The following is a 19,942-nucleotide window of genomic DNA, read 5'->3' on the forward strand; positions in this document are numbered from 1 at the left end:
CTCCTTATTTCCGTTTTCGCAAGGTTTCCAGTCTTTTCTGCAAGTCTGGAAAATCCTGAATGGACTGTTTCTTTTCTGCGTCCGATGCGGTTTTCTCCTGAGATAGCTGCCACTCGACAGATGCCGGCAGCTTGTCTTGCAAGATAGCTCTACCGTTGCGTCTGACAGGAGCCGTTTCCTTCTTGCCCGCTTTTGCCTTCTCGGCTGTTTGTGCCCGTTGATCCGCACGTTCGAGGATCTGCTTGACTGCCTCGTCAACTGTTGCGATCCGTTTGGCTTTCCAACTGTCGCGGATCGTTTCCATGTATGCTTTTGGCAGCTCCATTTGCATGCTGGCTAGCGTATGAAGCAACAGCGCATTGACGACTTCTGGCTGCATCCCATCCGCAAATACAAGCGTCTCAGCCCGCTCCAAAAACACCTTGCTGATTCTGCCACCGACGACCTTTTCCAACAGGGTCACCGGAGATAACTGGCGGCAAGCACGGATAAAGGCTTCGCTCCCAGGCTCAGGCAAGCGACCGGGTCCCCATCCATCCTCTGCCGTGTCAGTTGCAGGCGCAGTCCGGTATAGCTTGTCTTCTGTGTAGCGTTGAACCAAACGCTTGCGCAAAACTTCTCCGTCCAAACTCCGATCCGATTTGTACAGCGTCCAATCACGCAGCTCCTGCCCCATCCCCCAGCTGTCTAGCTGATAGAAGTGGCACAGCGAGAACAACAGCTCCATGCTTTTGCCTTCCAATACTTTGACCGAGTCGGCATTATCCGGCAAGTACAGGCGCAAGGACGACACACTCAGCGAATGGTTGACTTGTGCCTCGTAGCCAGATTTCATCGGCGCTTGCGGGAAGTTGGTGTCCATCTCGGTTAAAAACTGATCCCGCTCCGAACCTTTTTTCACTTCCAGCTCCGATGGTTTCAATGACTGGAACACATCATGGAAGTCTTTCGTGACGTTTTCCACAATAGAGTATTCTTGATCCAACTGACTGCCAAGCGTATCTGCATAATGCTGGCGCAGTTGCGAATAGCGAACGTTTTCGATTTTATTTAACAACATCAGCGACAGGACATAATCTGCAAAAAACTCAGCCGGACTAAGCGGCGGTTTGATCAAATACTCGTAATAATAGTCACGCTGCTGATTTTCCCTGCGGCGTACCTCGACTAGCCCGATTGCCTCCAGACGTTCACGCGCATCCAATAGCCGATCCAGAGAAAGCGAAGTCGTCAGCATCAAACTGCGATGGGTCCCCTCCGAGGAGGCGCCGCTCACCTCCTGCACGCCATGGACGAGCAGTTGATAGAGAGCGTACGATTCGACACCGATGATCGGCAAGTATAGCTGCGTAACAAAGCCCATTTCGGCAAAGCCAATCGGTCTTGCCATCCGCACCAGATAACGATCCTTCGGCAACAACTCGTTCCAAACTAAACGACGCATCAGATCTTTCCTTCCTGACAAAATTCGATTCTTTTATTATAGCATGACTACCCATTCATTCACGGAAAAATGAGTTGGAAAACCAAAGAAGCCCTGGCGGATCGGCCGCAAGAGCGAGAGAGAAGTTGCCAGTCTGGCAGAAAAAGCTTATCTATTCTTTTGGAAACGAGCTGTTTCGCGCTTGAGCCAATAGCTCCTCCAGCTCTTTCATAAATACATTGATATCTTTGAATTGGCGGTATACGGAGGCGAAACGCACATAGGCAACCTCATCGACATGGTATAAACGCTCCATGACCTTCTCCCCAACGTCATTGCTCGGGATCTCTGCCTGTCCACAGCTGCGCAATTCTTTTTCAATATCGTTCACTACATTTTCAAGCACTTCCAACGGTACCGGACGCTTTTCGCAAGCGCGCACCAACCCGCGCAATATCTTGTCTCGACTGAATTCCTCGCGTGTTCCGTCCTTTTTCACAATTAACAAAGGTGTTTCTTCTACCATTTCAAAGGTAGTAAACCGGCGTTCGCAGGCTTCGCACTCGCGGCGACGACGAATGGATTTATTATGATTGAAAGGACGTGAATCCAGGACTCTAGTCCCATTATATTCGCAAAATGGACAACGCATATCAGAATCAACTCCAATACTGACAATACTTGTCTACAGTGTCCCTCATATTCCTGTCAGAAGTCAAGTCAATCCTTGTACCTATTTAAAGCATAAGTCGAATGGAGTACAATTATGGTACTGTTGGAGGGATAGTCATGCGTTTAGTATCTTTAAAACACCTACAGCCTGGAATGAAATTGGGACGTACAGTCTTCACTGAAGATGGAAAGGTGCTGCTTGGAACCGGTATGCAATTAACGGAACGACTCATTTCCGGATTAGAGCGAGCTGGTGTTGATTCGGTGTATATCGATGATCCCCGTACCAATGACATCGTTGTGGAAGAAGTGATTCGCCCACAAACCAGACAAATAGCTGTGGAAGCCATCGAGAAGACGATCAAACAAATTACAAACTCAAACAAGCTGGCCCGGAAAATTTCCTTAAAAGAAATGGGCCTTCATTTTCAGCGTGCCTTTAGCTCAATTTTGGACGACCTGATGCAAAACAAGCAAATGGTTGGACATTTGACGACGATCTCTTCTCATTCACCATCCTTATACCATCACTCCGTGAATGTGGCCGTGCTGGCGACTGCTGTAGGCATGTCTCTGGGCTACAATCGAACACAGCTCATAAACCTGGGGATAGGAGCCATGCTGCACGATATCGGCAAAGTAAGCCTGCCTGAAGAGCTGTTGCAAAAAACAGAGCGTTGGACAGACGAAGAGAAGGAAATCGCCAAACAACACACGATGCTGGGCTTTAATTTGTTGCGAAAGCAGCATGACATCTCGCTTTTGTCAGCCCACGTCTGCTTGCAGCACCATGAACGGCTAAATGGAAGTGGCTATCCACAGGGATTATCCGGCAAGCAAATTCACGAATTCGCGCAAATCGTTGGTCTCTGTGATATTTATGACTCTTTGACTTCCCCACGTCCATGGCGCAAACGGTACATGCCACAGGATGCTGTGGAATACCTGTTTGGATCTGGCGGTACGCTGTTCGAGCACCATCTCGTAAATGCCTTTATCAAGCACATTGCTATCTTCCCGATTGGTAGCAGCGTCGTTTTGAATACCGGAGAAGTCGGGGTAGTGAGTCGGGTTGATCCGGATTATTCACATCGCCCTACTGTACGTGTGATAAAAGACGGTCGCGGAAACGACGTCCCTAGCCCTTATGACCTTGATCTCAAGGCGAACATCCGACTGTTTATTGTCGGCTTTGAAGATGATGATCTGTTTAACGTGAACTCATTAGAAGAATCTCCTACCTCATCGTAAATACGAACAACGAAAAACCCCTTTGCTCGAAAATCGGCAAAGGGGTTTTGTTTATGCTATTTATTTTACACCAACAGCTGCAGCTTCTTTTGTTGCAGCTTGATTATGCTGCTCGGATACGTGGCGAACCAGGTCTACGACACGGCAGGAGTAGCCCCACTCGTTATCGTACCAAGCAATCACTTTTACCTGATTGTCTCCCATTACCATCGTAGACAGACCGTCGATGATCGAGGAGTGATCGTTGCCATTGAAATCGCTGGATACGAGTGGCTCGTCGCAGAACTCGAGGTAGCCTTTCATGCTGCCTTCGCTTGCTTCACGCAGGACGCGGTTTACTTCGTCCAATGTAACTGGCTTCTTCGTATTGACCACCAAGTCTACTACAGAAACGTTTGGAGTCGGTACGCGCAAGGAAAAACCGTTCAGCTTGCCATTCAATTCTGGTAGAACAATTCCTACTGCACGGGCAGCTCCTGTCGTCGTTGGAATGATGGACTCGCTAGCTGCACGGGCACGACGCAGGTCTTTATGCGGATTGTCGAGATTCACCTGATCGTTTGTAAACGAGTGAATGGTAGTCATGAGACCTTGTTCGATACCGAATGCATCGTTGAGCACTTTTGCCACAGGTGCGAGACAGTTGGTTGTGCAGGAAGCATTGGAGATAATGTGGTGATTGGCATGGTCGTAGGTGCCTTCGTTTACACCCATCACGATCGTCACGTCTTCTTCTTTCGCTGGTGCTGTAATCACAACTTTTTTCGCACCGCTTTGCAGGTGCTTGCCAGCGCCTTCACGATTGTTGAACTTGCCTGTAGCTTCAACAACGATCTCTACTCCGAGGTCACCCCAAGGCAGCTTCAGCGGATCACGGTCAGACAGTACAACTGTTGCTTTTCCATCTACGATAATCTTGTTGTCTTGGACTTCCACTTTATTTTGCAGGCGTCCGTGGATCGTATCATATTTCAACAAATGTGCAAGCGTCTCCGCTGGATAGCTAGCGTTGATTGCAACGATTTCAATGTTGGGGTCCTGGATAGCGCGGCGGAATACCATGCGGCCAATACGTCCGAAACCATTAATACCGATTTTAATTGTCATATATAGAAACCCCTTTCGAATTGAGTTACGCTTATCTGATACTTTTATTATAATAAGTATGACACAATTATCAATGTGTTTTACTGAAAAATAAATATTTGGACGATTTACCCTACCCAAAAAAAGAGAAAAAGCCGCTCTCTAACCCGTAAGAGAAGCGGCTTTTCATGATTTTTAACGTAATTGAAAGTCGTATATATTTTTGTATCGATCATGGTAATAGAGCACTCGTTGAACATATTGACGAGTCTCCCCATATGGAATGTCCTCAATCGTCTCTCGAGTTCCGTTCCATTGCTCACTCGCGAGCCATCCGTTTACTTTTCCCGGACCGGCGTTGTAGGCGGCAATGACTTTGACGATATCGCCATCATAGCGTGACAGCAAAAATTCGAGATACCATGTCCCAATCTCGATGTTCATGACAGGGTCGTACAAGTATTGATTGTCCTTTGGACGAAAGTCTGCCTCCCTAACGATCCATTGCGCTGTTTCCGGCATGATTTGCATGAGCCCGATCGCACCTTTTTTCGAAACGCGATCTGTCGCAAACCCACTCTCGGAACGAATGACGGCCAGTACCAAATGAGGGTCCACCTTATATTTCAGTGCAGCCGTCACAATCTGTTGCTCATATTTGATCGGGTACATCCATTTCCACACCAATGGCGTGTTTAGCAGCAAAAATACACTCGCCAAAACGAGCACGATCAATGCTGCACGTTTGCCAAAACTCATGATTGACGCTCCGATCGAATCGCGGCCAATACCGCCTCCACTTGACGCTCGGTTTCTTCACGCGAACCAGAATTATCGATCAAAAAGTCTGCGCCCTGCTTCTTCTGATCAATGGGAAACTGCGCCCGCAGTCTTTTTCGTGCTTGTTCTTCTTCCAATTCGTCGCGCTCCAGCATTCTCGCCAATTGCATCTCGTAGGGCGCATAGACGACCACGATTTTTTCTACCATATGTGTAAGCTTGCTCTCATACAGTAGAGGAATGTCCATAAAGACGATCTCGGCTCCATTCGCTTCCGCTGATTCGGCCTCTTCCCGCATGACCCGGCGTACTTCGGGATGGACAATGGCGTTCAGCTTTTGACGCTCGGACTCGTCCGAAAACACGATCTCACCTAGTTTTTTCCGATCAATTTGACCATCTTCCAATAGGATTTCTCGTCCAAAATGGCGCACGATCGCTTCATAGGCTAATTTACCTGGTTCTACGACCTCTCTGGCGATTTGGTCAGCGTCAATGACAGGAATCCCACGCTCACGAAGCATACCTGTCACCGTGCTTTTCCCAGTGGCAATTCCGCCTGTTAACCCTAGTATCATGCCCATCCTCCTCCCTTGGTCGAACTGTTATAGCTTTTGACAATCAGGGCAAATATGCGTCCCTCTGCCGCCGACTACAAACCGAATGATTTCGGCCCCGCACCTTGTACAAGCCTCATCTTTTCGTCCATAAACTAATAGAGATTGCTGGAACATTCCCATCTCGCCCTGTCCGTTCACATATGACTTGATGGAGCTACCACCTTGTTCTACCGCTTCTTGCAAAGTGGAGACGATGCTTTCGTGCAGTCGGTTAACATCTTTATCTGTCAGCTTTCCTGCTGGTTTCTCCGGATGAATGCCTGCTTTAAAGAGTGACTCGTCCACATAAATATTCCCCAGCCCTACAATACATTCCTGGTTTAGGAGAAGCGGCTTAATTTTTGTTGACCGTCCTTTTAACAATTTCCCCAAAACTTCAGGAGTAAAACTTTTATCTAGCGGTTCTACCCCCAGTTTTGCCAAAGGTCCGACGGTTGTTTCCTTCCCCTTAGGGAAAAGATCCATCGTCCCGAACTGGCGAACATCCCGATAACGCAGCTCCGTTCCGTCCGTAAAATGGAAGACGACATGGGTATGCTTCTCAACGGGATCATCTGCCTGATACACGCCATAGCGCCCTTCCATTCGCAAATGGGACACGAGCACGTCCTCATTTAAGAAAAACTGAATGAATTTTGCCCGCCGTTGGATATCCTGGATGGTTTGTCCCACCAAGAGAGATTTGAAAGCTTCCACGTCATCTGGCTGACGCACAATACGCGCCAAATGAACACTTACTCTCTCAATCGTTTTTCCCATAACCAAGCCACGCAGAGTCCGTACGACGGTTTCTACCTCCGGCAATTCTGGCATATGCCCTCCTCCTCTCGCTGTCTATTCATCTTTATGTTCTAGGCATGCCTACTTCGCATCGTACCAGGTACGTCCATCACTGACGTCCACCTTGAGCGGGACGTTGAGGGACAACGCACTCTCCATCACTTCTGGCACCAGCTTGCGCATGACCTCCAGCTCATTTTCTGGCACTTCAAATACAAGCTCATCGTGCACCTGCAAAAGCATGCGGCTCGCGAGACCTTTCTCTTCGATTGCCTCCTGCATGCGAATCATCGCCAGCTTGATCACATCGGCAGCAGTACCCTGGATCGGCGTGTTCATCGCAGTACGCTCGGCAAACGAACGCAGGTTAAAGTTGCTGCTGCGAATATCAGGCAGGTAGCGGCGGCGATTCAACAAGGTCGTCACATAGCCATCCGCTTTCGCCTGTTGAACAATCTCGTCCATCCAGCGCTTCACACCGGAGAAGACATCAAAGTAGCGCTCAATGAAGTCCCCGGCTTCTTTACGGGTAATATTGAGATTTTGCGACAGACCGTAGTCGCTGATGCCGTATACGATCCCGAAGTTGACCGCTTTGGCCTGACGGCGCATCAGCGAGGTTACTTCTTCCTCACTCACACCAAATACGTCCATGGCGGTGCGGGTATGAATATCCATTCCTTTTTGGAAGGCGTCAATCAAGTTTTCGTCTTGCGAAATATGGGCCAAAATCCGCAGCTCAATCTGGGAATAGTCGGCCGCCAGCATGTACCAGCCGTCCTCTGACGGGATAAACGCCTCGCGAATCTTGCGTCCTTCCTCCATACGGATCGGGATATTTTGCAGATTCGGGTCCGTACTGGACAGGCGCCCTGTCGCCGTGGTCGCTTGGTTGTAAAGCGTATGCACCTTGCTCGTCTTCGTATGGATTTCCTTGGTCAAGCCCTCAATATACGTCGAACGGAGCTTGCCGAGCTGACGGAAGGTCAGGATCGCATCGATGATCGGGTGATAAGGGGCGAGCTTCTCCAATACATCCGCACTGGTAGAAGGGCCTGTTTTGGTCTTTTTCAATACAGGCAGAGACAAGCGGTCAAACAAAATTTCGCCCAATTGCTTCGGCGAGTTGATGTTGAATGCCCCACCCGCCAACTCGTAAATCTGATCTGTCAGACCCGCGAGCTTTTTATCCAAGTCTTCCCCCATTTGCACGAGGCGCTCACTGTTTACCTTCACGCCTTGCTTTTCCATGAGAGCCAATACCATACTCAGCGGAGCTTCCAATTCGCCGAGCAGCTTTTCCATTTCGTTTTCCGCCAGTTGCTCGCGCAATACAGGCACGCTCTGCCAGATGGCTGCCGCTTTATGCGCCACATGCTCGCTCAGCACGTCCATTTCAGGAACAAGACGCTTGGCCCCCTTGCCGTACACCTCTTCATCTGACAATACCCGTGTCTGTGCGTATTGAGCCGCAATGCTATCCAACGTCGGGTTGCTTTCAGCCGCATTCAGCAGGTAAGAGGCGAGGTACACGTCAAAGCTGATGCCTTTTATCGCGAAATCATGCCAAGCGAGTCCAACCGTGTCCCGCTTGCCGTCAAATACCCACTTCTCCTTCGCCGGATCAGCCAACCACTCACAGAGCACCTTCCATTCCTTGGCTACGTCCCAAGGAACGAACATCACCGTATCTTCCGCAGCCAGTCCAATCCCGAGGAAAGGCGCATGATGATAGTTTTCCCCGTCCATTTCAATGTAAAGAGCCATTGGCGAAGTCAGTTTGGACTCGTACGCCGCTTTGTTTTCCTCTAAAATCACTTCAAACGAAAATGGCTTGGCGTCTGGATGTCCGCTTCCGTCGGCTGGTTGTGCTACTTTGATCTTGGACAAGAGCGATTTGAACTCCATCTTTTTAAAGAACTCGCTGACAGGTACCCCATCATAGCCTTCAAAGCCAGTCTCTTGCACATCCAGCTCCACAGGCGCTTCCCGCAAAATGGTTGCCAAAGCTTTACTCATGTTCGCCTTATCTACATTCTCACGCAGGTTCTCTTGCAGCTTTTTGCCAGAGACTTTATCGATGTTTTCCAGAACTTGCTCGACAGAGCCGTATTCGTGCAGCAGCTTCAGAGCTGTTTTTTCCCCGACACCAGGGACACCTGGAATGTTGTCGGACGAATCGCCCATCAAGCCTTTCAAATCAATTATTTGCAGCGGCTTAAGGCCGTACTTTTCATGAATTTCTTGCGGAGTGTACAGCTCGATTTCGCTGACTCCCTTGCGCGTCAAAGCGACGGATACATGCTCGGACACGAGTTGCAGCATATCTTTGTCTCCGGTGATGACCGTCGTTTTCCAGGCTTGCTCATCTGCCTGCTTCGTCAACGTACCGATAATGTCATCCGCCTCGTAGCCTTCCAGCTCGAAGCGTTTGATTGAGAAGGCATCCAACAGCTCCCGAATCAGTGGAAACTGTTCAGACAGCTCCGGCGGAGTTTTGCTGCGTCCCCCTTTGTACTCTGCATACTCGCTATGGCGAAACACGACTTTTCCCGCGTCAAAAGCAACCATGATATGCGTCGGCTTCATTTCCTCCAACACTTTTAACAGCATAGTCGTAAAGCCCAGCACTGCGTTCGTATGCAGTCCTGCCGATGTGGACAATAAAGGGAGCGCATAAAACGCCCGGTTCGCAACACTGTTTCCATCAATCAACACAAAATGACTCAAGGAATTCGACCCCTCTCGTTACAAAACTACTATCTTTAATCGTAACATAGGGCAAACATCAAAGCCAAGCCGCAGATATGGCGGGTAAAGCACAAGATGATTGAACAGACTATGAAAAAAATGAACAAGGAAGGTGATCTTATGTATGGGAGGAAATTGATTCCGATCTTGCTCACGCTTTTTCTTTCCCTTGGGGCAATTCCAGTGACAGCTACCCCCAATCCAGCCCCCGCACCCGCTGTCAAAAAGCTGATGGCATTTGTGATTGATGATTTCGGGAACAACATGCAAGGGACGGAGGAAATATTATCGATGCCAGTCCCTCTTACTGTTGCCGTCATGCCGTTTCTGCCCAGCACGAAACAGGATGCCGAGCTCGCCCATCAAAAAGGACACGATGTACTCGTTCACATGCCAATGGAGCCCATGAAAGGAAAGCGCTCCTGGCTCGGTCCTGGAGCCATTACGGCTGATCTGTCCGATGATGAGATTCGCAGTCGTGTGGAGAAAGCGATTGACAATGTGCCACATGCGATTGGCATGAACAACCATATGGGCTCAAAAATAACGGCTGACGAGCGAATCATGCGCATCATCATGAAGGTCGTCAAAGAACGCGGTCTTATCTACCTGGATAGCAAGACTACCGATAAAAGCGTGGCGGGGAAAGTCGCAGCTGAAATGGGCGTCCCCCATGCCGTGAATCAAATTTTTCTGGATGATGTATACTCTGTCCCGCATATTACAAAGCAAATGGAGCTCGTCTGCAAAAAAATCCACAACCATCCCATATGTATCGCAATTGGTCATGTAGGACCTCCTGGCAAGAAAACAGCCTCCCTTCTGCGCCAGTACATCCCGCGAATTCAGAAGGAGGCCGAATTTGTAACCATTTCAAAGCTTATCCAGCAAACTGCTCATTAATTTTCTCCACCAGCTCTCCTGCACACTAGCCTCCGTTTTCAGATTTCCCGACAGCTTTACATATTCGCTCACGGCCTCTGTAATGGCCTGAGCGATTTTTTCTTGTGCTTTGGGATTCGTTAACATTTCGCGATCCTGCGCGTTGCTGATAAACCCCATCTCCACAATGACAGACGGACAGTAGTTATGACGGAGCATGTAGTACGTCTTGCCCTTGACTGGCTTTTCGTTGGACCCTGTGAGCTTGTTCAGCGAGTTTTGCAGCAGTCCTGCCAACAGGTAGCTTTCTTCTGTGTTTTGATGCAAAATAATCGCTCCCCTGCGCTTGGGACTGGGTGACCAGTTTACATGCAAGCTGAGCATCATCTGAGGACCAATTTCTTTTGCCAAGTTCTTGCGCTGAGCCAGGTCACGAATATGGCGGGATCGGTTGTCCAACCAACGATTGTCATCACTCAGGGCAACATCCTTGTGGCGGTTCAAAGCCACGGTGTAACCCGCAGCTGTGAGTTGTTGGTAGAGTCGTTTGGCAATTTGCAGATTGATGTCCTTTTCGTACAAATCCCCAAAAGAAGTTCCCGAATCTACACCTCCATGTCCAACATCAATCAAAATATGAAAGGGGGTGAGCGGCAATGCCTCGCTTCGCGTCGGGATACAGATGAGGATAAGCATGAAAGCAGTTATACGGAAAATAGCCTGTAAGTTTCTCATGCCAGTAGGATAACCGGATTGAAAAGAAACCTTTCAAGCGGCAAGGTACACATAACATTGTGAATTTTTTAATCCAACTGTACAATTACAATAATGAACCATGACCTTACCCGCATAAGAAGGTGTACTGATGAATCAATCTTTGGAAAAACCGTTATTCCCCCCGTATTTGGCTCTCTTAATCGGGGTGATCGCCATTTCCTCTTCTGCGATCTTTGTAAAGCTGTCGGATGCACCTGCTCCAATTATCGCTACGTATCGCCTGGTTTTTTCCGTTCTCTTAACGCTTCCTTTTTTATTCTGGAATCGTGGTGCCATCGCAGAGATTGGAAAAATGTCCAAAAAAGCGTGGCTACTCTGTATTTTATCTGGCGCCTTTTTGGCAAGCCACTTTCTGTTGTGGTTTGAATCGCTGAATTACACATCTGTAGCCAGTTCTACAGTGCTCGTTACGTTGCAGCCATTATTTGCCTTCATCGGCGGTTATCTCTTTTTTGGTGAAAAGGTTCGATTTCTAGCTCTATCCGGCGGCTTGCTGGCGATTGCAGGAAGCTTTGTGATTGGCTGGGGGGATTTTCAAGTAGGTGGTATGGCTCTGTGGGGTGATTTCCTCGCATTGATGGGAGCTGTCACTGTGACGGGTTACTGGCTGGTCGGGCAGTACGTTCGCCAGCATATGTCCTCCTTTGCCTACACACTCGTTGTCTACACGGCCACCAGCGTGATTCTGGTCGCCTATGATCTGGCTCTCGGGTATTCGCTCATCGGTTACCCTGCGGCGGATTGGGGCTGGTTCTTCTGTCTCGCCCTGTTCCCTACCCTGCTTGGGCATTCTATTTTTAACTGGATTATTAAATGGCTCAATACGACGACGATCTCCATGGGGATTTTGGGAGAACCAATCGGGACTGCCATACTCGCTTACTTCATCTTGGGTGAAGTGGTAACGCCTCCGCAATGGATCGGCGGCTTGATCATTATCGCCGGCATTTATGTGTTCATTCGTTTTAACCAACCTGCTAAAGGAGTGTCCTCCAATGAACAAGCAACCGGAGAACCGAAAAAGCTTGCGTGAATTCGTCAAGGGACTGAGTATTTGGGCGAAGATTGGCTGGACAATTCTGCTGGGCTACATCGTCGGACGGATTTTGTACTGGTTATTTAAAATGATGTCCTAACAGGCAAAAGGGGCAATTCCTATGAAGTCTTCGATAAGACTTGCGGAATTGCCCCTTGCTATTAGGCTGTTGCCTTCTCGGTTGCTGGCACCTGTTGCTGTGTTTTTTTCGGCTTTTTATGCAGGAAGTACAGAAGTGGAATCGAGAGGACAATCGGGATAACGGAGACGAGGAAAGTATCCCCGATTCCTTGGACCAACGATTCTTTTGCCATCATTCCGTACAAAATCGTGCTGGCTCCCCCTGTCGCACTCGCCGTATCTACCCCTACTTGTGCATACATTCCTGAAATGCCACTGATAAACTGCGTCGCCATATCCGTATTCAAGTTGTCAGAGATGGAAGCCATGTGGAAATTTTGACGTGCCTGCATGATCACTGTCAAAATCGCAATGGCAAACGAGCTCATGACCTGACGCAATACGTTAGACAGCGGAGAGGCATCCCCCACACTTGTACGAGGAACGGCGTTCATCCCTACGGTGGACAGCGTCATCATGCACAATCCGATTCCGATCCCGCGAATGGTCAAGATCATATCAATCCACGAATGCATGCTGTCAGCAGATAGATTGTGCAGTTCATACGTCGTGACGCTCATGATAGTCAAGCCGACCAATCCAATCGGTCCGATCCCGTATTTATCCATCAGCTTTCCGCTGATTGGCATCATAATCGCCATAGCAATCGATTGCGGCATCAGCAGGATTCCTGACTCCATAGCCGTCAAACCCTGAATGTTTTGGAGGAAAATCGGCATCAGGAAGATACCGCCCATCATCCCCATCATGACGAAGCCGGAAGTCAAAATGCTGATGGTGAAGGTAGGGATCTTCAAAAGCCGCAAATCGAGCAGCGGACTTTCCTTCCCCAGCTCGACCCAGACGAACAGGATCAAGCTCATTACCGCAATGAAAAACAAACCGACGATGAAAAAGGAGGTCCAGCCCTCTGCTTGCCCTTTACTTAAAGCGAGCAACAGTGTCCCGAAACCGACAATGGCAAGAAATGCGCCCAAAAAATCGAACTTCAACTCTGGCTTTTTCGGCGTTTCCTTGAGCAGAACGATACTCATGATTACCGCAAAAATACCAAAGGGTACACCGACCAGAAAAAGAAATTGCCAGCTTAAAAATTCGATGAGGTACCCACCCAATGTCGGGCCTAGCGCAGGGGCTGTCATGGAAGCAATCCCGAATATCCCCAAAGCCATCCCGATCTTTTCACGCGGAACGATCATGTAAATCATCGACATCCCGATTGGCATGATCATCCCCCCGCTGACACCTTGCACGACCCGAAAAGCAATTAGCGAAGAGTCACTCCACGCCAAGGCACAAAGGATGGATGAAAAAGTAAATGCAGATAAGGAAAGTACAAATATTTTTTTCGCTCCGAATTTAGCGGACAACGAGCCGCTCATGGGAATCATGACGGCGTTTGCCAGCATATATCCGGTCAATACCCACTGCATGGTCTCGGTAGATGAACCAAAAATATTGACCATGGCAGGCAGGGCAACGTTAATCAAGCTATTGTTCAGAATCGCAACGAAGGTTCCTGAGAGGATTGCGAGAAGAGACAGCCACATGCCGCCGTTCCCGCTTTTCTCCTCTCGGTGCGCCACCGCTTCCGCCATGTGTCAACACCCCCGTTAGTTTGCGATCACCTTGCTGCCCTCGGACAGTTTGTCTGTCGGGTTCAGCACAATTTGATCATTGTCTTTGACGCCATTCGTGACAGTTGTCCAGTCGCCGCTAGCGTTCTCCACTGCGACTTCGACCTGGTGTACAACGTTGTTGTCTACGGTATAGACGTAATGCTTGCTGTCTTTTTCCAGCACGGCCGACGTCGGTAATTTTGTTCCTGGCGTTGCCTGGCCTTGGAGCATGACCTCTGCTACCATACCTGCGCGCAGCAAGCCGTCCTGATTATTTACCTTCACTTTGACTGGGAACGAACTGCTGTTGGTATCCGAAATTGGAGAGACAAACTCAACAGTACCTTTCAGCACTTTCCCACCCAGACTGCCTACCTTCACATCAACGGTAGAGCCGACCTTCACTTGGTTGATTTGGTTTTCCGGTACGCTTGCTTCTACTTTGACATCTGCCATATTCACCAGCACCATGAGAGGTGTCCCCGCTGCTGCCATTTCTCCCGGATCAACCGAGCGCTTGGCAACGATACCTGTGATTGGCGCACGAATAATGGTATTGTCATAGTTGCTTTTCGCCAGCTCGAGACTGGAGCCCAAACGGCTTACTTCTGCTTGCAAACCCGCTACCGTGTCGGCAGTTGGGCCTGCTTTTGCCAGATCGTATTGGGCTTGCGCCTGTTCAAGACCTGTGCGCGCCTTTTCCAATTCCAGCGAAGATTTCTCCAGTTCAGCCTGGGACAATGCGCCTGCATCAAACAGTGCTTTCATCCGATTGTAGTTGCTCTCAACCACCTTCAGGCTGGCTTCTGCCTGCGTGACAATACTTCCAAGCTGCGTCAGTTGCTCATTGCGTGCACCTGCTTTCGTATCTCTCAGCTTTGCTTGAGCGCCTGCAATGGCTGCCTGTGCCTGATTGATTTGCTGCTGATAATCGGCTGCCTCCAGCTTGACCAGAACATCGCCCTGCTTGACGACTGCACCTTCTTTAACATTCACGCTCGCTGCTTTTCCAGATACTTTAGAAACGACTTGGATCTCCTCAGATGCTGCCACCTTACCACTGGCGATAACGCCCGTAGAAGCAGAGGTCACCTTCCACGTCTTTACGACAGGGACGTTCTCGCTCGTTTGCGATGCAGAAGATGTCTCACTACAGCCCGACGCAATAAGCGAAACGGCCGCCATGACTGCAGCGATTGTTTTCCATTGTGCTGTCTTTTTCATTCTTGATTACATCTCCTTCACGTGCACTTTGATCTCGGCGTTCAATCCGGCAACGAGGTCCAGACCTGCTGTGTCATCTATAGCGATTTTGATCGGGATACGCTGGGTTACCTTGGTGAAGTTCCCACTCGTGTTGGCCGCTGGCATCAAGGAAAATGTAGAGTTCGTCGCCTTTCCGATCTCCATCAAATGACCGCCTAATTTCTTACCTGGGTAAGCGTCAACCGTAAAATCAACTTTTTGGCCGAGTTTCAAGCGTTCGATCTCTGTCTCTTCCAAATTGGCGGAGATGTACAATTTGCTTTCGTCAATTACGAGAGCTACCGATTGCCCTGTCGAAACAATCTCTCCCTCTTTTGCTTGCGTTTTAATCACGGTACCTGTAATGGGGGAACGCAACACGCTGTTTTCCAGCATTGTCGTTGCTACATTGGTTGTATCTTGCTGCCCTACGATTTGATCCGCTATAACGGTGTCGCCTTCTTTGACAGCGAGTCCGGTCAGTTTGCCTGTCATTTTCGGCATGACGCGATAAATGTCTCCCGCGATCCGGGCATCTTGTGTGGTCACATAATGTGCACTCTGATACCAATAGTAGTAACCGATTCCTCCACCACCTGCCACGAACAGGAGCAAAATGACATACAAAACCAGTTTTCGCTTCATGGTTTCTCCTCAACTTTCTCGTTCTTCTAGTTTCGCAATCAATGTTTCCATCGACTGAATAATGATGTCTAAATCCTCATCGGAAAATCCATGGAAAATACGTTTGTAAAAGTTCTCTGAGAAAAAATCAACCTTTGCGAACAACTCGGAAATCTTCGGTGTTTTACGAATCCAGACAACACGCCGGTCATTCTCATCACGTACACGTTCTACGAGTTGTTCTCGTTCCAAACGATCTATGATGCCAGAAACGGTACTGTAGGATAAGTCTACGGCTTTGCTTATCTGACCGATCGTTTTGGGATCAGGATGTATTTCTCGAATGACCATTAGCTGCGGGACAGTCACACCATATTGGGACAGTTCTTTTGTGGCCATCGTGCCAAATGTCTTGTTCAACCGTTTTAACAAGTCCCGAATATGCAGTGATTTATTCATAGTGCACTCCTTTCTTAAGTAATATTTCGTGTACGAAATTTATCACATGAAAACTATACGATGTTTTTTTATCCGTGGCAACTATTTCTTTAGGTTAAACTTTAACTAGGCAACCTTTTAAAAGCATGCGTTGGTCGGGCTGTAGTGGTGGGGAGGAAACAGGAGAAAACGCTCAGATTCTAGGTCCACCCGCTGAGGGATTGACTGTCCGGCTCCATGAAAAAAAGTGAAACCCGCGTCCAAAGTGGTCCATTCAGGGGGTGTCTCAGAGGTGGACGCTAAAAGCTTGTTTCTCTTTTTTTCATTGCGCCTCGGGCGGTGTTCCTAAGATCTTCGCTTTTTTCTCCTGTTTCCTCTACGAGCTTTCCGTGTTAAACGGGTTTTAAAAGCCTTAAAAGAATGACGATTGTAATCAGTTACGACAGAGAAGAATATTTCCAGACGTAGCGACTTGTGGAGTCCTACCGAGCGGAGAAGGGATTCGCGGGCAAAAGAAACGCAACGTGCCCAAGCTACGAAGCGGCTACCACTTTTGCGTTTCCCCGCGAATCCCTTCGGAGCGGACAGTCTCTACCCTCAGTGGGACGGAGCCTGGAGCCTAGTCTGGAAATATTCTTCTCCCCACCGCAGCCTCGTACCCAAGACACAAAAAAACCGACACATCTCTAAGGAATTGTCGGTCAATTTTCATTCAAAATAGATGGAGAATCAGGAGCTTCTTCAGGCATCGAGCGGCGTACGCTTGGAACATGTCGTGGCTCATGCTCCATTTCTGGAAAAGAGTGAACCGTCACGTACATGCTTCCGTTGTTCGCAATCGCACGAATCAAAACCGGATAGGCGTATTTGTTTTGAAACACAAAATCGGGGCCGTACCAGCTCACGGTTGCATCTCGCCCTGGAGGTACGTACGCTACGTTTCGACTGTGAGAATAACGCTGCATAATGTGCAAGCCTGCCTGGTCTACCGCATTGAACAGCGTAGACGATACTTGGCAGATTCCTCCCCCAATGCCTTCCGACAACTCTCCCCTGACAATGATAGGCGCCTGCAAATACCCTTTTTCTTTCGTACGTTGGCCCACTACCTTATTAAAAGAAAAAATTTCTCCTGGCAATACCACGTAATTGTTAATCGCCTGCGAGGCGAGCTTGATGTTGTGTACACGATTCCGGTTACCTGCATTGAAATAGGTCGCATATTGCCCGATCCTTTTTTTCCGCACCTGACTCATGAGAGCCTTGTCTACCTTCGGGAATACCTCTTTGTAGCTGACATTCATGCTTGCGGCTCCCGTACCATAAAAATAATCGTAAAAACGTCCGCGAAATGCCAGGTCATCCAGCTTTCTTCCCTTGGCTTCCGGAACGATGGCCCCGGCGTTATTAATCGTTGCATTGATCGGCGCAATGTACGCTTTTTTCGCCAGCTCTTCTACCATTCGCGCAAGCTTGCTGTCATCGACCAAAGGAACGCCATCAAAGGGAAGAGAATAATCAGCCCGGTTGAGCATAGCTACCGTCTTGCCCTCCATCTCTATCTGCAAAAAATTCGTCGGGTCGAGGGGATTAATTAACAGTAACAGAGCCAACGTCATAGCAAAACCCATCCGGCTGCTCACCTCCATTCTCCAACAACGATCATCTTCCGTTATTGTAGTATGAGCAGTCGAACGGGTTTCATTCTACGATCGGAATGACATTAGCCCATCTTTGTCAGCCTGCTGACAATTGCTTGCGTAACTGCCTTGAGACGCTGCTGGTCCACCGCTTCCTGGTAAGTATTATTCAACTGGTCGCGCAGTTCCTTGGCAGCCAGAAGATTCGCTGTTGCTTCTTTCACTTTTTGCTTATACCTTACCTTTACATCCATTAATTCCTCTTCATATACCTCATCTGTGCCAGGCTCAATTGCCCTTTCATACATATCGATAACCTCATCTGTATCTTTACTTGGAAAATACTCATGAGGTGCGGTGCTGTCAAAAATAGCGAGGCCCTTCTCAGGAACAATGACCATATCAAGGCTGTGCGGGTCTAGTCCACAGTGGTATACTTCCACGTCAAAGCCGCGTGTTTTGGCTTCCTCCACCAACTTTTTCAGCATAGTGGACTTGCCAGAGCCTGGCCTGCCCTTGATAAAGTAGCGCTTCTCCAAATGGTCGGTCAGCTTCATGATATGATCTACAGGCCCCTGCGGCGTCGCTGCCCCCAAATACATACGCCGTACCTTTGCTTTCTTTTCCAGTTGCTCTTCTCCGAAGAACAAAGCTTTTACTTCTTCCGTAACGCAATTGGCTTCTTCTCTATTGAGGTGCTCAATGTAGGGAGCCTCCCACTCATCGTGGATCCGCAAGGCCTCGCCAAAAGCTTGATATGCCTCTTCACTCTTCCTAAAAATCTCTTCGTACCAGCCGGCAATCTGGTCTTTGTAATCCACTAGCTGATCAATGTTGACCATGGACTGCAAATTGACCTGAATTTCCTTTACACCCGGAGAAGCGGGTCTCCAAATCCGGGGATAGCTACCATCCATAATCGCCACTTTATATTTGGGAAAAATAACACCATCAAACTGTCCATTCACAAAAGGAGAATGAATCCACTCCACTTCGTCTGTTTTTCGTGCCATTTGATTACCAATCGACTCGATCAGTGGCGACGTAATTCCTTCCACTGTCCCTGTCAAAATATAAACACGCTCCAAGCCTTCCAATACGGAGTCATAAAACGTCTTGTATCCTCGCGCAGTATTCCCTGCGGCATATATATGGCGCACTTTTGTGGTCATTGCCTTTCCCTCCTGTACTTCTTCTAACTGCCATTGAATCGATGTATTGTATGCACAAAAGGGAGAATAGGCGTCTGTCTACAACCATAAGAAAACCTCTATCGTGGTTTACTCAAGGATGAGCGACCGCGTTTTAGCGGAATGTTTTCCATAATCTCAAGAAGAAACTCGAAGAAGTTTATCCTTTACGATATTATCAAAAAGCCGCTGCTAGCTATTTTTCATAGCTCACAGCGGCTTTTTGTCATTCGGGTATTATTTATTCAAATCCGTCATTTTACCAGTAGACATATAAATAATCCATTCACAGATGTTCGTAACATGATCGGCAATCCGTTCCAAATATTGCGCGACCAAGAGCAAATGTGTTCCTTGCGAAATGGCCTGACTGTTTTTCGTCATCAATTCAATCAGATCATGGAAAATCGTGGAATACAGTTTATCCACAATGTCGTCGCGTGAGGCAATCTCTTCTGCCGCTTCTTTGTTGCGTGCAATATATGCATTTAAACAATCACGCACCATAGCCTTGACGTGATCAGCCATCATCGGAATATCGATGAGGGGTTTCACGTACGGGTCCGCCATCAAGCGTCGGGTCGTCTTGGCAATGGAAACGGCATGATCACCCATTCGCTCCAAATCCGTCACCAGCTTCAACATTGTTCCCAAGCGTCGCAAGTCACCTCCGACTGGCTGCTGCAACGCAATGAGACGGAAGCAATCGCTCTGTATTTCTTGCTCCAGCTCATTGATCACAGGATCGCTTGCGATAACCTGTTCCGCCAGTTGGGCATCCCGCTCAACCAGACTCTTAATGGATTTATGAATGGCTTCTTCCACCAATGTGCCCATCGTCATGAGCTTGCGGTGCAGTACATCCTGCTGTTCTTCAAAAGCGTGCCGTGACATTTCCCTCTTCCCCCTTCTAGTGTCTGACATGTCAAATGGTACAAGGCGATTGTATTGTAGAAGTAAAGCTACTATTTTGTTTGTGTAAATGTT

At 48.5% G+C, this 19,942-nt stretch carries 19 protein-coding genes; 4 read left to right on the forward strand and 15 right to left on the reverse strand.

Annotated features, from left to right (window positions below; all coding sequences use genetic code 11):
- Positions 1-4: 4 nt before the first annotated feature.
- Positions 5-1,444 carry a replication initiation and membrane attachment family protein gene (locus tag KB186_RS09135; protein ID WP_232773460.1) on the reverse strand — a complete coding sequence of 480 codons (1,440 nt, stop codon included), beginning with the start codon at positions 1,442-1,444 and terminating at the stop codon, positions 5-7.
- Between the two features lie 151 nt (positions 1,445-1,595).
- Entirely contained in the window at positions 1,596-2,075 is a 480-nt protein-coding gene (gene nrdR, locus KB186_RS09140; protein ID WP_012685137.1) for a transcriptional regulator NrdR, read from the reverse strand.
- A gap of 137 nt (positions 2,076-2,212) precedes the next feature.
- Between nrdR and KB186_RS09145 the strand changes: the two genes are divergently transcribed.
- Complete coding sequence (locus KB186_RS09145) at positions 2,213-3,346, forward strand: HD-GYP domain-containing protein (RefSeq protein WP_232773461.1); 1,134 nt, start codon at positions 2,213-2,215, stop codon at positions 3,344-3,346.
- Positions 3,347-3,406: 60 nt separating this feature from the next.
- On the opposite strand, the gene KB186_RS09150 is transcribed toward KB186_RS09145, so the two are convergent.
- The 5 genes from KB186_RS09150 to polA all read right to left on the reverse strand — a co-directional run bounded on the left by KB186_RS09150 (position 3,407) and on the right by polA (position 9,342).
- On the reverse strand, positions 3,407-4,453 hold the full coding sequence (locus tag KB186_RS09150) for a glyceraldehyde-3-phosphate dehydrogenase (protein WP_106654629.1): 1,047 nt from the start codon (positions 4,451-4,453) through the stop codon (positions 3,407-3,409).
- A gap of 174 nt (positions 4,454-4,627) precedes the next feature.
- Entirely contained in the window at positions 4,628-5,191 is a 564-nt protein-coding gene (locus KB186_RS09155) for a lytic transglycosylase domain-containing protein (RefSeq protein WP_173608854.1), read from the reverse strand.
- On the reverse strand, positions 5,188-5,796 hold the full coding sequence (coaE, locus tag KB186_RS09160; RefSeq protein ID WP_012685133.1) for a dephospho-CoA kinase: 609 nt from the start codon (positions 5,794-5,796) through the stop codon (positions 5,188-5,190). The genes KB186_RS09155 and coaE overlap by 4 nt, the downstream gene beginning before the upstream one ends.
- Positions 5,797-5,817: 21 nt before the next feature.
- Positions 5,818-6,645, reverse strand: coding sequence for a DNA-formamidopyrimidine glycosylase (gene mutM, locus KB186_RS09165; RefSeq protein WP_173608855.1), 828 nt, complete (start codon positions 6,643-6,645; stop codon positions 5,818-5,820).
- A 48-nt stretch (positions 6,646-6,693) separates the two neighbouring features.
- Entirely contained in the window at positions 6,694-9,342 is a 2,649-nt protein-coding gene (gene polA / locus KB186_RS09170; RefSeq protein ID WP_232773462.1) for a DNA polymerase I, read from the reverse strand.
- A gap of 141 nt (positions 9,343-9,483) precedes the next feature.
- Between polA and KB186_RS09175 the strand changes: the two genes are divergently transcribed.
- Positions 9,484-10,266 (forward strand): divergent polysaccharide deacetylase family protein, encoded by a 783-nt coding sequence (locus KB186_RS09175; RefSeq protein ID WP_229087980.1) that lies wholly within the window; start codon positions 9,484-9,486, stop codon positions 10,264-10,266.
- Here the strand turns inward: KB186_RS09175 and KB186_RS09180 are convergent.
- Entirely contained in the window at positions 10,237-10,980 is a 744-nt protein-coding gene (locus KB186_RS09180) for an N-acetylmuramoyl-L-alanine amidase family protein (RefSeq protein ID WP_173608857.1), read from the reverse strand. The two genes, KB186_RS09175 and KB186_RS09180, sit on opposite strands and share 30 nt — an antisense overlap.
- 130 nt (positions 10,981-11,110) lie before the next feature.
- Between KB186_RS09180 and KB186_RS09185 the strand changes: the two genes are divergently transcribed.
- Together KB186_RS09185 and KB186_RS09190 are read left to right on the forward strand one after the other, a co-directional pair.
- Entirely contained in the window at positions 11,111-12,055 is a 945-nt protein-coding gene (locus KB186_RS09185; protein WP_173608858.1) for a DMT family transporter, read from the forward strand.
- Complete coding sequence (locus KB186_RS09190; protein WP_157696726.1) at positions 12,018-12,158, forward strand: hypothetical protein; 141 nt, start codon at positions 12,018-12,020, stop codon at positions 12,156-12,158. Before KB186_RS09185 ends, KB186_RS09190 begins: the two co-directional genes overlap by 38 nt.
- A gap of 61 nt (positions 12,159-12,219) precedes the next feature.
- On the opposite strand, the gene KB186_RS09195 is transcribed toward KB186_RS09190, so the two are convergent.
- The 7 genes from KB186_RS09195 to phoU form a co-directional block, all read right to left on the reverse strand.
- Positions 12,220-13,797 (reverse strand): DHA2 family efflux MFS transporter permease subunit, encoded by a 1,578-nt coding sequence (locus KB186_RS09195; RefSeq protein ID WP_173608859.1) that lies wholly within the window; start codon positions 13,795-13,797, stop codon positions 12,220-12,222.
- A 15-nt stretch (positions 13,798-13,812) separates the two neighbouring features.
- Entirely contained in the window at positions 13,813-15,042 is a 1,230-nt protein-coding gene (locus tag KB186_RS09200) for an efflux RND transporter periplasmic adaptor subunit (RefSeq protein WP_232773463.1), read from the reverse strand.
- Positions 15,043-15,048: 6 nt separating this feature from the next.
- Complete coding sequence (locus KB186_RS09205; protein ID WP_173608861.1) at positions 15,049-15,708, reverse strand: HlyD family secretion protein; 660 nt, start codon at positions 15,706-15,708, stop codon at positions 15,049-15,051.
- A 9-nt stretch (positions 15,709-15,717) separates the two neighbouring features.
- Positions 15,718-16,146, reverse strand: a complete 429-nt coding sequence (locus KB186_RS09210) for a MarR family winged helix-turn-helix transcriptional regulator (protein WP_012685124.1) — start codon at positions 16,144-16,146, stop codon at positions 15,718-15,720.
- A 680-nt stretch (positions 16,147-16,826) separates the two neighbouring features.
- The gene (locus KB186_RS09215) at positions 16,827-17,756 is read right to left on the reverse strand and encodes a VanW family protein (protein ID WP_232773464.1); all 930 of its coding nucleotides are present in this window, start codon (positions 17,754-17,756) and stop codon (positions 16,827-16,829) included.
- A gap of 92 nt (positions 17,757-17,848) precedes the next feature.
- Positions 17,849-18,937, reverse strand: coding sequence for a PRK06851 family protein (locus KB186_RS09220; RefSeq protein ID WP_173608863.1), 1,089 nt, complete (start codon positions 18,935-18,937; stop codon positions 17,849-17,851).
- 255 nt (positions 18,938-19,192) lie between these two features.
- The gene (gene phoU / locus KB186_RS09225) at positions 19,193-19,849 is read right to left on the reverse strand and encodes a phosphate signaling complex protein PhoU (protein WP_016738714.1); all 657 of its coding nucleotides are present in this window, start codon (positions 19,847-19,849) and stop codon (positions 19,193-19,195) included.
- Between the last annotated feature and the right edge of the window lie 93 nt (positions 19,850-19,942).

Origin of the sequence: Brevibacillus sp. AF8, from assembly GCF_021270385.1 — a bacterium.
Taxonomy (GTDB): Bacteria; Bacillota; Bacilli; order Brevibacillales; family Brevibacillaceae; genus Brevibacillus.